Here is a 15,867-nt window from a genome sequence, read left to right as displayed (position 1 = left end):
TGTCAGACCTTTTTTGCGTAGGTCTGACACTCAAAAGCAGTCACTGTGGTTGCAAAAATATCGTATTCTGCTGACCTGCTGATGGAGTAGATGCGGTGGAAGTCGCTTGAGGTCATTTGCTGTGCTGCTGCGCTATCTTTCCATCTGGTGATGGCTGTCTCCCAATTGCCGGAGAGGTGTTTGTATTTGGCGAGATCTTCTTGCGGGGTAATGGCTGTTCCGGGGTCGCACTTGTGTTCTAAACCGTGGTTTATGCCATGCAAAAGGGCCGCAACAACCAGATATGGATTGGCGTCAGCACCTGCAACGCGATGTTCTAACCGTGCGCCCACGCCCTTGGTGGCAGGCACGCGAACGGCGGCGGCTCTGTGATCATAACCCCAGCAGCAAGCCGTCGGTGCATAGGAGGCTGGTTGCAGACGGCGATAGGAGTTGGCGTGTGGTGCGAAAAGGATTTGCATGTCCAGCATGGTTTCCAGCAGGCCACCAACTGCATGTCTTAGTGTAGGGCTGGCCTCGTCTGTTTCGCCCGTAAACACGTTGGCGCCGTTTGCATCCAGCAGGCTGGTGTGAACGTGAAAGCCGCTGCCCGTACACTCCGCATATGGTTTGGCCATGAAGGTCACGTCCATGCCGTGCTTTCTGGCGATATGGCGGATGACCCGTTTGAACAGAAGACAGTGGTCTGCCGCTTCCAGTGCATCAGGCACATGCAGGAGGTTGATTTCGAACTGGCCATGACCGAATTCAGCAATGGTGGTATCTGCCGGAATGCCTTGAATTTTGCAGGCACGATTGATCTCAGCAAGGATCGGTTCAAATTGTGCCATGATATCTAAATCATAGATCTGGGAAGCTTTGAGGCGATGTTTGGTGCCGGGAATGATTGGCGGCAGAGGTAGGCCATTGGATCCGGGTTCCATATCAATGAAGTAGAACTCCAGTTCCGTGGCAACGACAGGTGTCAGGCCTTTGTCTTTTAGCTTGGCTTGCGCTGTTTCCAGCACGTAGCGTGGATCAAGCAGATGCGGAGTTTGTTCTTCTAGTTCAAACAGGGTGACCAGAACTTGAGCGGTTGGAACTTTGGCCCATGGTACGGGCTTAAGTGTACCGGGTACGGGCATAAGTATGCCGTCTGGATCGCCTCGTTCGATGGCAAGCCCCGTTGCAGAAACATCCACGCCCCAAACATCAAGCGCGACAGTAGACAAAGGCAGGCGAACTGCGCCTTCGGTTAGTTTGGAGAGCATGCTTGCTGGCAGCCATTTGCCTCTGAGCGGACCACAGAAGCCAGAGTAAAGCACCTCGATTTTTTCAAGATCTGGGTGTTGTTTTTGAAAGCGTTCCGCTTCTTCTTTGAAAAGCTCCAGCTGTGTCTTCATCGGCGTCAGAGTGGGCATGCTATCTCTTCTATCAGTGAATGAAATGTCTATGGTTATCTTCAGCGATCAGGAAACTGACTGGCATATATACATATCAGATCCAACGCCAATGTGGCGCCTGCTAAGGCTGTAATTTCTGCATGGTCATAGGCAGGTGAAACTTCTACCAAATCCATGCCTTTAAGGTTGATGCCTGCAAGGCCACGGAGAATTTCACGTGCCTCACCAGAACCAAGACCGCCTATAACTGGTGTGCCGGTTCCCGGTGCGAAAGCAGGGTCAAGGCAGTCAATATCAAAGCTGATGTAGCTGGCAGAATGACCAACCACTTGCTTTATTCTGCGGGCGGTTGCTTGCGCTCCGTTGTTGCGCACCCAGTCAGCTGTAATTGTGGTGAGGCCGTGGGTGTTGTCGTTGTTGGTTCTGATACCAATCTGTATCGACGTTTGCGTGTTGATGAGGCCTTCTTTGACGGCCTTGTAGAACATAGTGCCATGGTCAATGCGCGGTGTGTCATCCGTCCAGGTATCGCTGTGGGCATCAAACTGGATGAGGGACAACGGGCCGTGCTTTTCGGCATGCGCTTTGAGCATGGGGTAGGCGCAGAAATGATCGCCGCCCAACATGAGCGTTGTGGCACCTGCGTCTAAAATTGTTGCGGCCTGCTGTTCCAGCTCACCGGGGATATCCATGGGATAGCCGGGGTCGAAAACGAAGTCGCCGTAGTCGATAACAGCCAGACGGTCATAAGGGTCAAACGGCCAACCCCATGCATGGTCCCATGCTAAAATGGAGGAGGCTTGCCGGATCGCGCGCGGGCCAAAGCGGCAGCCGGGGCGGTTGCTGACGGACATATCAAAAGGAATGCCGAGGATTGCGACATCGGCGCCTGTCAGGTCCTTGGTGAACCTGCGGCGCATGAAGCTGAGGGCGCCAGCGTAACAGGATTCCGCGACTGTCCCATAGGGGGTTGAACGGGTGTAGGCTAGGTCCCCGTTTGAATATTCATCCAGCGAGGATGGATGTTTTACATCAGACACTGTTTCTTCCTCGGTTAGATTGCAGCTTCCGCCAATCGTTCTTCTTTCATACGCTTTACATAGGCTTGTTTGGTGATCAGCGAGGCTGTGACAACGCCAATGGCCACGATGGTGACCAATATGGATGACAGGGCATTGATTTCCGGTGAGACGCCGAAGCGGACTTGCGAATAGATCTTCATGGGCAGGGTGGTCGCGCCGGGACCGGAGGCGAAGGATGCAATCACCAGATCATCCAGCGACAAGGTGAAGGCGAGCAGCCATGCAGCTAGGATTGCAGGAAAGATGATTGGAAGTGTGACTTGCATAAATGCGGACAAGCGGGTGCAGCCCAGATCCAGCGCGGCTTCCTCAAAGCTTTTCTCAAAGGTGACCAATCGGGCGGATACAACGACGGCCGCATAACACATGGAGAAGGTGATGTGGGCGATGGTGACTGTCCAGAACCCGCGAGCAAAATCCAGGGAGACGAAGAGCAGCAGCAGCGAGAGGCCGGTGATTACTTCCGGCATCACCATGGGTGCGTAGATCATTCCCGTGAACAGCGTTTTACCGAGGAACGGACCTGCGCGGTTTAGCACCAAAGCTGCCATTGTGCCAAATACGGTGGCAACCGAGGCTGAGATGAAGGCCACCCGCACAGTGACCCAAGCGGCATCCATGAAACTCTCATTAAGGAACACCGACTGATACCACTTGGTCGAAAAACCGGCCCAAACCGTGACGAGGCGAGACTCGTTGAAGGAGTAGATCATCAGCAGGATAATCGGCAGGTAAAGGAAGGCAAAGCCGAGAGTGAGTGTTGTGGTGTTGAACCAGTTGAAGCGGGTCATTGGCTGGCCTCCGCATGTTTTTCCTGTTGTTTTTGAAACAGGACAATGGGCAGGATCAGCATAAACAACAGGAGGATGGCAACGGCTGATGCGACCGGCCAGTCTCGGTTGGAGAAGAATTCCACCCAGAGCGTTTTGCCTATCATGATAGTGCTGGAGCCGCCGAGAATATCCGGTATGACGAACTCACCCACGGCTGGGATAAAGACGAGGAAGCAGCCTGCCCAGACACCAGACAAGGAGAGCGGCAGAGTGATGACCCAGAATGCTTTGAGTGGGGAACAGCCCAAATCTGTTGCCGCTTCCAGCAGGGAGACTTCCAGCTTTTCCAAAACGGCATAGAGCGGCAGAACCATGAATGGCAGGTAGGAATAGACAATGCCGATATAGACAGCTGTATCCGTGTTCAGGATCATAAGCGGTTCATCAATCGCTCCGGCCCAGAGCAGGAAGTGGTTGAGGAAGCCTTCTTTTTTTAAGATCCCGATCCAGGCGTACACTCTGATGAGGAAGCTGGTCCAAAACGGCAGGATGATTAGCATGAGGAGGGTGGCGCGCCATTCCCTTGGTGCTTTTGCCATGGAGTAGGCGATTGGGTAGCCAATCAGCAGCGTGATAAGAGTGGAGATGGATGCCACTTTGAGGCTTGAGAGATAGGATTTCCAGTAAAGGGCATCTCCCGTCAGCCAGAGGTAGTTTTCCAGATCAAACGCCTGAAACATGGCGACAAGGCCGCTCCAACCTTCGGAGATATCGAAGTTTGGAAAGTAGGGCGGACGCGCTAAAACAACGTCAGAAAATGAAATCTTCAGGACAATGATGAAAGGGGCGAGAAAGAAAACGAGCAGCCAGAGATAGGGCACAGCAATTAGCAGTTTGCGGCCCCAGCCTGCGCTCAGCGGATTTTCCTCTTCTACCTCATCTGTGAGGGGAGGTGTAATGTCAACGACTGTCATGCTTCCTCCTCACGCTTCCAGAAAGACGCCAGCGCCTTTTTCCCAATAGACGTAGACAGGGTCTTCCCATGTGATTGGGCGGTCAGCCAGATGTTCGCGGTTAGAGACTTGTGCTTTAAGGATGGACCCGTCTGATACTTTGACGTGATAGGTGGAGATGTTGCCGGTGTAACCGATATCCCAAACTTCCCCTTTGACGCAGTTATCTGCTGTGGCTGGTCGATCTTTTGAAATGCGTAATTTTTCGGGCCTTACTGCCAACCATGCGGTTGAGCCAGCTTGTGGGCGTAGCTTTGTCGCGACACTAAGGGGCGTTTCACCCTCGCACCACTGCAAGCTGGCTGTTTGACCTGTTGTGACATCAATGCGGCCTTCAATGATGTTCACATCACCGATGAAGTCTGCGGTATAGCGGGAGTTGGGGTACTCGTAGATTTCAGCGGGTGTTGCCACCTGAACGATCTTACCGTGGTCCATCACTGCAATGCGGCTGGCAACCGTCATCGCCTCTTCCTGATCATGAGTGACGATGACAAAGGTCAGGCCGAGTTGCTCCTGAATGTTCATCAGTTCAAACTGGGTTTGCTCGCGCAACTTGCGATCAAGCGCGCCGAGAGGTTCATCTAGAAGCAGGAGTTTGGGTTTTTTAGCCAAGGACCGGGCGAGGGCAACGCGTTGTTTTTGGCCGCCGGAAAGTTGGTGGGGCTTGCGTTTGGCAAACTGCTCCAACTGCACCAGAGACAGCATTTCCTCTACACGTCGTTTGATTTCCGCTTTCGGTATTTTGTCTTGTTTGAGACCAAAGCCTATGTTTTGTTCGACGTTCATATGCGGGAAGAGCGCATAGGACTGGAACATCATGTTGACCGGTCGTTTGTGCGGCGGTGCTTTTTCCAGATTGCGCTGGCCCAGATGGATACTGCCGTTTGTGGGGTGTTCAAACCCCGCAAGCATGCGCATCATGGTGGTTTTGCCGCACCCTGATGGACCAAGCAGGGCGAAGAATTCCCGCTCGTATATGTCGAGCGTCAGATCTTCAATCGCAGTGAAGTCATCAAACTTTTTGGTCACGCCGTCAAAGCGGACCAAAGGAGTTTGGGTTGGATCTTCCCAAGGCTCAAATTTGCAGATTGGTTGTGTTTTTGCCAGAGTTTCCAAGGTGGTTCCGCCCCGCTTCCGTTGTTTAACGGTTGACTGGTCCAAATGAGGGGGTGGGCAAGCAAAGCGGTCTTCGCAGGCGCACCTTTTGGGGAGTCATTGACCCGTTTTAACGGCGGTCCACGCACGGGTCACAATACGCTGTATTTTTGGTGCGTAGGGTGTTGTGACGTAGATTTTCTCCAATGTAGCATCATCGGGATATACGGCTTTGTCTTCCAAAATTTCTGCGTCAATAAATTGCTGAGACGCTTCGTTGCCGTTGGCATAAACCACGTAGTTGGTTGACTTTGCGATCACCTCCGGCCGCATGATGTAATCAAGGAAGATATGTGCTTCTTTGACGTTCGTCGCATCAGATGTAATGACCATTTGGTCAAACCACATCAGGGCTCCTTCTTTGGGGATGATGTAGTTTACCTTTACGCCGTTTTTAGCTTCGTTGGCTCTGTCACGCGCTTGGAATACATCGCCAGACCAGCCAACAGCCAAGCAGATATCTCCATTTGCCAAAGCATTGATATACTCTGAGCTATGGAACTTCTGCACATAAGGGCGAACTGTCTTCAGGAGCTCAGCGGCCTTGGCAATATCGGCTTTGTCATGGCTATCGGGGTTGAGGCCAAGGTAATTAAGGGCTGCGGGAATAAGTTCTGCTGGAGCATCCAGCACATGGACGCCGCAATCCTGAAACCTTGCGAGAATTGCCGGATTGAAGAAGATTTCCCAACTGTCTACGGGCTTTCCATCCAAGCGCTGGGCGGCGGCGTCAACATTGTAGCCGATCCCTGTCGTGCCCCATAGGTAGTTGATGGAGAACTTGTTTCCCGGATCATAAAGGGCAGTTCGTTCGGAAACGACTGACCACATGTTCTTCAGGTTGGGGAGGGCCGACTTGTCCAGCTCCTGAAACACACCGGCTTGAATTTGGCGAGAGAGGAATGTGCCAGAGGGGACGACGATATCGTAGCCAGTGACGCCGGCAAGAAGCTTTGTTTCCAGAATTTCGTTGGAGTCGAAGACATCGTATTTCACTTTGATGCCGGTCTCTGCTTCAAACTCGGCCAGGACGGCTTCATCGATGTAGTCGGACCAATTGTAAATGTTAAGAGACCCTTCGGCATGGGCGGTGCCTGCTGCAAAGGTTGCTGCGCAAGCTGCTATGGCTGTTCCCATAGCCTTGGACTTGAAGCTCGATATCATTTCATATTCCCCCTTCAATTGTGCCCAGCATTGGTGCTGGTTAATCTGGCACTGGCATTCTCCATTGTTGTTTTCTCTGCGCCACACCTCAAAGATGATCACAGTTTTTGGAGCTAAGCAATAGTTTGTGATCAAATTATCTTTGCAGCTGGGTCCGCGGCACTTATAGTCCTTGCATGATAAAAAAAAAATCACATAACACTGTGCCTACTGAAGTTAGTTTGCCTGTTCATGAACAGGTTTATCGGCAGTTGAGAGATCGAATTCTGTTCGGTGGCTTCTTACCGGGCAAGGCTGTGACCTTGCGTGGGTTGGCCGAAGACCTGAGTGTGAGTGCTATGCCAGTTCGCGAGGCAGTGCGCCGCCTGATTGCTGAAAACGCACTGGAACTACATGGAAATAGACGTGTTTCCATTCCGGATGTGACGGAAGGGAAGATTGTCGAAATTTGGTCTGCTCGCCGTCTGTTGGAAGTAGAGCTGGCAACTATGTCACTTGAATATTTGACTGATGAAGATATCCAAGTGCTTGGCGATATAGATTCTGAAATTGATGTGGCGTTGGAGACTGGAGATGTTGAGGGATACATGCGCGGCAATTACCGGTTTCACTTTAGTCTCTACTCAAAATCAAGATCAGAAATTCTTATTAAACTGGTGAGAAATCTTTGGGTTCAGTTCGGACCCTTTATGCGTTTGGTCTACGGGCGCTCTGGAACTGCGAATCTTGAGGATCAGCACAAACAAGCGCTAGAGGCGATGAAATCTCGTGATGCTGAGGCATTGAAGCATGCGATGGAAGAAGACATAGCGCAGGGTATGGGGTTTATTCGGGAGTCTCTTATTGCTGCCAAATAGTGTGCATTTACCTGATCAAGTTAGCGGATTGGGTTTTTGAATGACGGACGTAATGAGCATGGTCAACTCCGTTTTGCAGCCTATGAATTTGCATCGTTTCCAATCAATGATTGACAGGTTGAGAAATGTGATCACAAAATATGGGATATTCTAACCTCTTTCCGGCTACGGTAATTTCCGCAGAGAGATATCTTCATACTGACCCATTATGAGCTGGGTCTGCTGTCTTCAGGAAGGGATGAACCCATGGATTATATTGCTAATCTTCCTCCAACTCATGTTCTTCAAGCAAAGGATGCAGCCCATCATTTGCATCCGTTTACAGACACAAAATCCCTGAATGCGAAAGGGACGCGGGTCATCACGCGAGCTGAAGGTGTTTATCTTTGGGATTCAGAAGGCAATAAAATCCTCGATGGCATGGCCGGTCTGTGGTGCGTGAATGTTGGGTATGGACGCACTGAGATCATTGAGGCGGTGAACCGTCAAATGAAGCAGTTACCCTATTATAATACCTTCTTCCAGACGTCTCACCCGCCTGCTATTGCACTGGCGGAAAAGATAGCAAATCTAGCACCGGATGATCTGGACCATGTGTTTTTTACAGGGTCAGGCTCTGAGGCAAATGACACCATAGTCCGCATGGTTCGTCATTATTGGGCCAGTGAAAGCAAACCTTCGAAGAAGACCATTATCTCTCGACACAATGCTTATCACGGCTCCACCATGGCGGGGGCAAGTCTTGGCGGCATGAGTGCGATGCATGCACAGGGCGGTCTACCTATTCCTGATATTACCCATATTAATCAGCCCTATTGGTATGGTGAAGGCGGAGAGATGGATCCTGCCGATTTTGGCCTGATGCGTGCCCGCGAGCTGGAAATTGAGATTGACCGGCTTGGAGAGGAGAACGTGGCGGCCTTCATCGGTGAACCCCTGCAAGGCGCAGGTGGTGTTATCATTCCGCCGGAAACCTATTGGCCAGAGATTGAACGCATTTGCCGGGAGCGGAATATTCTGCTGGTGGCGGATGAGGTAATTTGTGGGTTTGGGCGAACTGGAAACTGGTTCGGTTCACAGACCTTCAAGTTTAAACCAGACTTAATGTCAATCGCGAAAGGCCTGTCTTCTGGCTACCTGCCAATTGGTGCCGTTGTGGTGAGTGAAAAGGTTGCCAAGGGCTTTATCGAACACGGCGGCGAGTTTTACCACGGCTTTACTTATTCTGCGCATCCATCCGCATGTGCGGCGGCACTGGCCAATCTTGAAATTATTGAGAATGAGCGGTTGGTTGAGAAAGTTGCCATAGATACAGGGCCGTATCTCGCTTCAAGGTGGAAAGCGCTAGGAGAGCACCCGCTGGTTGGGGAGGCCCGTATTTGTGGTTTGGTTGGGGCCTTGGAATTGTCTCCTGATAAAGCACGTCGCGCGCCGTTTCAGGCTGATAAGGGAACAGTTGGAACCATTTGCCGTGATCACAGCTTTGGCAGTGGTTTGGTTATGCGTCATGTGGGTGACAGCATGATTATTTCGCCGCCATTGGTGATCACAAAAGCTGAAGTGGATGAGTTGATGGAAAAGGTGCATCGTGCTTTGGACATGACAGCCGCAGACGTTACCGCGCAGAGTATCAGCTAAGCAATAGCGCGCTCAATTGACATTTGAGCTTTCGAATTTGTGATTTATACTTTGACGATGAGGGTCGCAGTTTATGCGACCCGTTGTTGTTGCTTAAGGTGCGCCGCCGATGCGTGTGACTGCGGCTGCGCCGCATTTGTTGCCTTCCTGCAGGCAGGTCTTGATATCAGCGCCGCGAAGCCAGAAGCTTAAAAACCCTGCGTTGAATGCATCGCCTGCGCCAGTTGTATCTATAACTTCAACCGGGTCTGCGGCAATCGTGATTTCACCATCTGAGGTGAGGGCGGTTGCGCCAGCCTTGCCTTTTTTTACGACAGTTAATGTTGGGCATAGGTCTGGGTTATCCAAATAACCCAGATGCCGAGCTTCCATTTCATTGGGCAGGAAGACATCCACCCTTGCAATCAGCGACTTGATGTCGTTGCTCAGAAGGCAGTTCTGGTCCCACGAGCAATCCAGCGAAACCGTCATGCCGTTTGCTTTTGCGATTTCCAGTAGTTCTGGAACCTCTTGAAGCGTTGCCAGTTCTCCTATGTGAAGATGCTTGGCGGATGAGGTGCTAAACGCAGTGAGCATGTCTTTTGGTATGGCTGCGCCGTTGCGTTTGGTGAGAAAGGCACGATCTTCCTGACAACCAATGACTGCCGTCACCTGCGCGCCATTTGCCATATCGAATGGAGAGAGGCTGAGGTCTACTCCGCTGCGCTCCATCTTTTCTAAGATAGCGGACCCGAACGGGCCGCCTGGCATTGAGGCGAGCAGGCTCGTTTTATGCCCCAATGCGGACAGGTTGGCAGCGGTTATAAAACCGCCACCTCCGGGTTCTACTGCAAGATCCTTGGCGTAGGTTTCTTCGCCCAGTCTTGGCAGTTCGGTGAGCCCTGTAAAGATGAGGTCACAATACACACGTCCCGCACAGACGATTGCCCCATCAGCAATTTTTGAGATCACCTGATAGCCTCCCCCGTATCTGTAGCAAACAGATGGATAGCCTCTGGTGCAGCATGTAGGTTGACGCTATCGCCAACCGCTGGCGGTGTTCTGCCCGATGCTTTTGCAATGACTTCTTTGCCGCGCACTGTCACATACGCAAGGGTATCCGTGCCCAAAGGCTCAATAACGGAAACAACACCGGAGAAGAGACCTTCACCTTCTTGCACAAGCAAGGCATCAGGGCGCAGGCCGACAGTGATTTTCTGGCCTTCACTAAGCTTTGTCATTGGCGCTTTGATGGTGGTTCCATTGTCGAGACGGATAGCATCGCCCTTGACCACACCCTTCATCATATTCATGGAGGGTGCGCCGATGAACTGTGCCACGAAGATGTTAGCAGGCTCATAGAAGACTTGGAACGGCGTGCCGACCTGCTGGATGTGACCATCCTTCATGATGACGATCCGATCAGCCATGGTCATGGCTTCTACTTGATCATGCGTCACGAAAATGACCGTGTTTCCAACCTTCTGGTGGAGTTTTTTGATTTCCAGACGCATCTGGGTGCGTAACTGTGCATCAAGATTGGAGAGTGGCTCGTCAAACAGGAAAGCAGCTGGGTCGCGGACCATAGCTCGGCCTATTGCAACACGCTGACGCTGGCCGCCGGAAAGCTGGTTTGGCTTTCTATCGAGAAGGTCGGTAAGCTCCAAAATGGTGGAGACCTCTTCAATGCGGGCCTCTTTTTCTGGCTTGGAAAGCTTAGAGGTGCGCAAGCCGAACCCGATGTTTTTGCGAACTGACATATGCGGGTAGATCGCATAGTTCTGAAACACCATAGCGATGTCGCGTTCTTTGGGTTCCATATCGTTGACGATGTTGCCGCCGATACGAATGTCGCCGCCGGAGACTTCTTCCAGCCCTGCAATCATACGCAGGGTAGTGGATTTGCCACAGCCGGACGGCCCTACAAGGACGACGAACTCACCGGAGTGTATGTCCAGATTAATGCCATGCAGGACCTGAGTGTCCCCGTAGGACTTTCTGAGATTATTTAGGGAAACGGTGGTCAATCGATCACTCCTGCACCAGTTTTGCAAAAGCTGCGCCGCGCAATCGGGCCGCGAGCGTGCTTTGATCTACAAAGGATTTATTTTTTGTTCTCAGAGACTTAGAGGTCTGCTGATACTGTTCCAGAGCTGCATCCAATGCACATGGTGCAGGACCGCCTGGGCGTGTGCGAATAGCCACGAAGTTTTGCGGGCTTACAGCGTGAATGAACCGTTCATGGTTCATTTTTGGCGCTTTGCCGGCATGTGCTTCAAACGCGGTGCTAAAGGGAGTGAACCCCTCCCGCAATGGCTTTTGATCGGCAATGACGGCTTTGGCTGTGTCCGCTGCTATTTCGTGAGCCTGCCGGAAGGAGAGGCCTTCTTCGCGTACCAGTGTGTCTGCCAGTTCCGTGATGGTGATGCAGGACGCGTCTGTGTTTTTGGCGACGCGCTCTTCATTGATCGAGCTTGCCGAAATGAGTGCAGCAAACAAGTCCAGTACTCTGCTTCCGCTTTCAAAAGCTGCGTAACCGGCTTGCTGAACTTCGCCCTCGCTGTCGTTCATATCTGTGAACGGGGTGTTGTGCATGGTGCCGACGATGGCATCACACCGGCCAACTGTTACAGAGGCAAGATGGCGCAGGTGCTCGATCGGCACCGGATTGCGCTTTTGCGGCATGATGGAAGAAATCTGTACGAGGCTGTTTGGCACATAAAGCTGCCCAACCTCGAAGGCACTCCAGAACTGCATGTCCTGAATCACGCGTCCCAAATGGAGGAACATGAGCTTGATGGCAGAGTAGAGGCCCGTAACATAATCAACAGAGGCAATGCAGCCGTATGAGTTCAGCAGTGGTGCGCTGAAGCCCAGCAGTTCGGCCATTCGTTCCCGATTAATTGGGAAGCCGGAGGTTGTGATGGCTGCAGCACCCATAGGGCAGTGGTCAATGCCTTCTCGTGCCAACTGAAGACGTTGAAGATCGCGGAGCAGAACTTCCAGCACAGCGCACAGATAATGCCCGAATGTGGAAGGTTGCGCAGGCTGGCCATGGGTGTAAGCGACGATGAGAGTTTCTTTCTCAACTTCGGCTTTCTTAGTCAGGACATCACACAGGTGAAGGGCTTGCTGAGTAAGTTCATCACATCGTTTTGCAAGCGCTAGTTTGAAGACCGTGTGGTCCATGTCATTGCGCGAACGAGCTGTATGCAGCATGCCTGCAATATCCGGCCCAACGCGTTTTCTTAACTCAGCTTCTACAAGGAAAAAATAGTCCTCGTATTCGCCTGTGTATTCCGGGTTTGCGTCTGCCAGATCTTTCTCAATCTCAATCAGAGCTGAGGCGATTTGCTTGCCGGTTTCAATTGGCACAATACCGGTTTCGCAGAGCATCACCAGATGGGCCTGATTGATTTGTGTGATTGAGCTTACATGGTGTGCTTTCACACCTTCAAACAAAGGTGCGAGCACAGTGTCTTTGTAAACCGGGTGAGGGAAGATGGAATTGTCGATCATCCTTTGAGCCCCGCCATAACAACACCGCGAATGATGTAGCGCTGGAATACCAGAAATACGATCAGGGTCGGGATAGTGGAAATTGCTGCGCCAGTCATAATCAGTTCCCACTCAACCTGCGCTTCAACAGCAAAAGTGGTGAGGCCAACGGGCAGGGTGTACATTTCCTGACTGTTGGTGACAATGAGAGGCCAGATGAAGGCTGTCCAGTTGCCAAGGAACACGAAGATCGCCAGAGCCGCCAGAGCAGGACGCACCAGTGGCATCGCCACAGTCCACCAGATCTGGAGTTCGTTGAGGCCATCAATACGAGCAGCTTCCAGGAAGTCGTCCGGCACAGTTTCAAAGAACTGCTTCATGAGGAACGTTCCAAATGCGGTCATGAGACCGGGGAACATAATGCCCCAATAGGTATCGAGCCATCCAAACGCTGAACTCATCAAATACCACGGAATGACCAGCATCTCAGTTGGGATCATGAGTGTCGACAGGATCGCGATGAAGACGATGTAGCGACCCGGGAAGGTATACTTGCAGAGCACATAACCGACGAGACTGTCGAAGAGCACATTACAGATTGTTGTAATGGTTGCGATGAACAGCGAGTTGGTGAACCAGCCGAAGAAACGGCCGTCTTCCAGAACGTAGGCGTAGTTGTCTATCGTCGGTTCTTCGGGGATGAGGTTCAGGTTGTAGACCTCAAACGGGTATTTGAACGACGTGGACAGCATGAAGACGATGGGCATGACCATCGCAATGCCGCCAGCAAAGAGCAGTAACCAGCGGATAAACTGGGCTCGGGAGCGTTTTTTACTTGCTGAGCTGCGAAGCGCGGACGTGCGCTTGGTGGTTTCTAAGGTATCTGCCAAGGCCATATTATTTGTCCCTCATGACGCGCAGTTGCAGCAGGCTAACGACCAGCAGAACAGAGAACAGAACGACTGTTTGTGCTGCGGCGTACCCCATGTCAAAAGAGTTGAAGGCTGTATCGTAAATCATCAAAACCAACGGCTTGGTGGAATTAAGCGGGCCGCCCGGATCATTCGTGGTCATGTTGAAGACCTGATCGAAGATGCGCAGGAAGCCGATGGAGGAGAACACAACCAAGAACACAATGGTTGGTTTCAGCAGAGGAATGGTGATCTCCGTGAGTGTTTCCCAAGCTGAAATGCCATCAATGCGCGCCGCTTCATAATAAGTCTGCGGAATAGCGCGAAGACCGGCCATGAAGATGATGACCTGAAAGCCGAGACCTGCCCAGATTGCTGGTGCCAGAATGGATGGCAAAGCGTAGGTGGTTGAGTCCAAAAACGGGATCTGAGGAATACCAAAGGTTGCCAGTGCGTTGTTGAACAAACCAATTGGGACGGGTTGGTAGAACCAGCGCCACACCCATGCCATGGCCACAGCACTTGTCATGAATGGTAGGAAATACAGAGCCCGAATGGTGGCGTGCATGAAGCGGAGTTTATCAAGATGGAATGCAATGGTGAACGCAACCAGCAGTGATGTTGGTGTGCCAATAATGAGATACAGGAAAGTGTTGGCAAATACTTTCCAGAAGGCTGGATCATTGAAAAGTTTGACGTAATTATCAATACCCGTCCAGTTGCGTGAGCCGAGAAGGTTCCATTCCTGAAAAGAGAGCAGAATAGCGTTCGCTGTTGGATAGAAGCGCACCACTACATAAAAAATAATTGGGACAGCTAATAGTCCCCATGCCCAAACGATCTGCTTTTGTGAGATCGAGAGCCTTTTATAAATCCCCAAATCTGCCCCCTGAATTGCAGCCTATTATCAAAACAGCTTGTCCATTAACTGCTCTGAGAAGGTCGTTTAATTTTTTATTGTAAGCGCATTTTTCAAAGCATAAATCCCTTTAAAGGGAGTGCGCTGTTGTGATGGAGGGCAGGAACTCTGCCCTCCACAATTGATATATTTGTGATTATTTGTAGTAGTCGTTGAGGATTTTCTGCTCTGCGCCAGCGGCTTGAGCCAGAGAGTCTTCTACAGACTGGTCTTTAAGACGCATACGCGCAACCATATCCATAAGTGCCTGACGTTGGCCACTTTCGTTCGCGAATATAGTTGTTTTCGCGTAGCCAAGGCCTTTGATGAATGGGCCATAAACGTCGTGGGTTGCATTGGCATCCGTCATAGCTGCAGTTGGTTTTGCTGGTAGTTCACCAACAGTATCAAGCCAGATTTGCATAGCTTCATCAGAAGTGACGTACTTCATGAACTTGACAGCAGCGTCGTACTTCTCTCCGGTTGCTTTGGATGTGATGCCATTTACCCAATAAGAGGAGTAGTTGGATTTAGTCCCATCAGCAGCGGCTGGTAGTTCTGCAACGCCCCATTTAAGACCGCGCACTTTGTTGAGTGCACCGATGCGGAATGAGCCATCGATGTGCATGCCTGCGCGACCTGCTTTGAAGGCGGCCTGTGGTTCATCCATAAAGCCAGCGGAGGTTACTTTGTGAGTGAGTTCAAGATCGGAATAGAACTTCAACGCAGCTTTACCTGCATCGGTGTTGTAGTTCACCTTCTTGTAGTTATCCATGTAAGGATCGCCACCAAATTGGCGAACAAGAACTTCGCGGAACCAGTGGTGATCCTGCGCGTTCATTCCTGTTGTGATGCCTACAGTGGAGAGATTGCCCGCTCCGTCGGTCTTTGTGAGTTTTTTAGCTGTTTCGACAAGTTCTTCAAGAGTTTTTGGTGGGCCGTCAATCCCAGCTTCGTCGAACAGGCGTTTGTTGTAGAACAGCGCTAATGAGCGAACAGCTGTTGGCAGCGCCATGTATTGGTCGCCGCGCTTCATTGCCTGAACCATTGGGAAGAATTCAGCTTCGATTTCTGCAGGCGGGAAGACATCATTTGGAAGTGGCTGGATCAGCTTTGCATTCACGTAATCGTTAAGCCAGCCATAAAACAGCTGAACAACATCTGGGCCCTGACCAGCTGGAATTGCAGCAGCCACTTTCGTGCGGTAATCCGCATAAGGGAAATGCGTTGTTTTAACGGTGATGTCTGGATTTGCCTTTTCGAAATTTTCGATCAGCGTTTCCATCGCTTTAATGCGTGGTTCAAAGAAATACTGCCAGTATTCGATTTCGACAGCTTGTGCAGTGCCTGCGGCATACATTGTACAAGCGGCGGTGGTTGCCCCCAGCATCCACTTTTTAAATTGGTTCATTGACCCTCTCCTAAGTCATAAAGTTGAAGTAGCCCTCTATTTCTCGCTTCAACTCTTTTTGGTAAACTGCGAAAATAAATAGTTACATTCTAATATTTCACAA

At 51.2% G+C, this 15,867-nt stretch carries 14 protein-coding genes; 2 read left to right on the top strand and 12 right to left on the bottom strand.

What is annotated here, in order from left to right:
* Window positions 1-2: 2 nt before the first annotated feature.
* The 6 genes from BLS62_RS14650 to BLS62_RS14625 all read right to left on the bottom strand — a co-directional run bounded on the left by BLS62_RS14650 (window position 3) and on the right by BLS62_RS14625 (window position 6,572).
* On the bottom strand, window positions 3-1,400 hold the full coding sequence (locus BLS62_RS14650; RefSeq protein WP_093182104.1) for a glutamine synthetase family protein: 1,398 nt from the start codon (window positions 1,398-1,400) through the stop codon (window positions 3-5).
* Window positions 1,401-1,441: 41 nt separating this feature from the next.
* Window positions 1,442-2,422: an agmatinase gene (speB, locus tag BLS62_RS14645; protein WP_093182101.1), complete on the bottom strand. Its 981-nt coding sequence runs from the start codon at window positions 2,420-2,422 to the stop codon at window positions 1,442-1,444.
* A 14-nt stretch (window positions 2,423-2,436) separates the two neighbouring features.
* The gene (locus BLS62_RS14640; RefSeq protein WP_093182098.1) at window positions 2,437-3,255 is read right to left on the bottom strand and encodes an ABC transporter permease; all 819 of its coding nucleotides are present in this window, start codon (window positions 3,253-3,255) and stop codon (window positions 2,437-2,439) included.
* Window positions 3,252-4,211 (bottom strand): ABC transporter permease subunit, encoded by a 960-nt coding sequence (locus BLS62_RS14635; protein WP_093182095.1) that lies wholly within the window; start codon window positions 4,209-4,211, stop codon window positions 3,252-3,254. The genes BLS62_RS14640 and BLS62_RS14635 overlap by 4 nt, the downstream gene beginning before the upstream one ends.
* A gap of 9 nt (window positions 4,212-4,220) precedes the next feature.
* On the bottom strand, window positions 4,221-5,369 hold the full coding sequence (locus BLS62_RS14630; RefSeq protein WP_093188945.1) for an ABC transporter ATP-binding protein: 1,149 nt from the start codon (window positions 5,367-5,369) through the stop codon (window positions 4,221-4,223).
* A gap of 96 nt (window positions 5,370-5,465) precedes the next feature.
* Window positions 5,466-6,572 carry a polyamine ABC transporter substrate-binding protein gene (locus tag BLS62_RS14625; protein ID WP_093182092.1) on the bottom strand — a complete coding sequence of 369 codons (1,107 nt, stop codon included), beginning with the start codon at window positions 6,570-6,572 and terminating at the stop codon, window positions 5,466-5,468.
* 221 nt (window positions 6,573-6,793) lie between these two features.
* Here BLS62_RS14625 and BLS62_RS14620 point away from each other — a divergent pair, with 221 nt between their 5' ends.
* A complete protein-coding gene (locus BLS62_RS14620; protein ID WP_208990867.1) occupies window positions 6,794-7,429 on the top strand; it encodes a GntR family transcriptional regulator in 636 nt (211 codons plus the stop codon).
* A gap of 246 nt (window positions 7,430-7,675) precedes the next feature.
* Window positions 7,676-9,067: an aspartate aminotransferase family protein gene (locus tag BLS62_RS14615; RefSeq protein ID WP_093182086.1), complete on the top strand. Its 1,392-nt coding sequence runs from the start codon at window positions 7,676-7,678 to the stop codon at window positions 9,065-9,067.
* Window positions 9,068-9,160: 93 nt separating this feature from the next.
* Here BLS62_RS14615 and BLS62_RS14610 read toward each other — a convergent pair whose 3' ends face one another.
* The 6 genes from BLS62_RS14610 to BLS62_RS14585 all read right to left on the bottom strand — a co-directional run bounded on the left by BLS62_RS14610 (window position 9,161) and on the right by BLS62_RS14585 (window position 15,764).
* Window positions 9,161-10,018, bottom strand: a complete 858-nt coding sequence (locus BLS62_RS14610) for a carbohydrate kinase family protein (RefSeq protein ID WP_093182083.1) — start codon at window positions 10,016-10,018, stop codon at window positions 9,161-9,163.
* Entirely contained in the window at window positions 10,015-11,073 is a 1,059-nt protein-coding gene (ugpC, locus tag BLS62_RS14605) for an ABC transporter ATP-binding protein (protein WP_093182080.1), read from the bottom strand. The genes BLS62_RS14610 and ugpC overlap by 4 nt, the downstream gene beginning before the upstream one ends.
* 4 nt (window positions 11,074-11,077) lie before the next feature.
* The gene (argH, locus tag BLS62_RS14600) at window positions 11,078-12,565 is read right to left on the bottom strand and encodes an argininosuccinate lyase (protein ID WP_093182077.1); all 1,488 of its coding nucleotides are present in this window, start codon (window positions 12,563-12,565) and stop codon (window positions 11,078-11,080) included.
* On the bottom strand, window positions 12,562-13,440 hold the full coding sequence (locus BLS62_RS14595) for a carbohydrate ABC transporter permease (protein ID WP_093182074.1): 879 nt from the start codon (window positions 13,438-13,440) through the stop codon (window positions 12,562-12,564). Before BLS62_RS14595 ends, argH begins: the two co-directional genes overlap by 4 nt.
* A gap of 1 nt (window position 13,441) precedes the next feature.
* Window positions 13,442-14,335, bottom strand: coding sequence for a carbohydrate ABC transporter permease (locus BLS62_RS14590; protein ID WP_093182071.1), 894 nt, complete (start codon window positions 14,333-14,335; stop codon window positions 13,442-13,444).
* Window positions 14,336-14,510: 175 nt separating this feature from the next.
* The gene (locus BLS62_RS14585) at window positions 14,511-15,764 is read right to left on the bottom strand and encodes an extracellular solute-binding protein (RefSeq protein WP_093182068.1); all 1,254 of its coding nucleotides are present in this window, start codon (window positions 15,762-15,764) and stop codon (window positions 14,511-14,513) included.
* Window positions 15,765-15,867: the final 103 nt, after the last annotated feature.

This window comes from Pseudovibrio sp. Tun.PSC04-5.I4 (genome assembly GCF_900104145.1).
Classification (GTDB): domain Bacteria; phylum Pseudomonadota; class Alphaproteobacteria; order Rhizobiales; family Stappiaceae; genus Pseudovibrio.
Note: the sequence above shows the minus strand (reverse complement) of the source record. Positions and strands in the feature narration are given on the sequence as shown.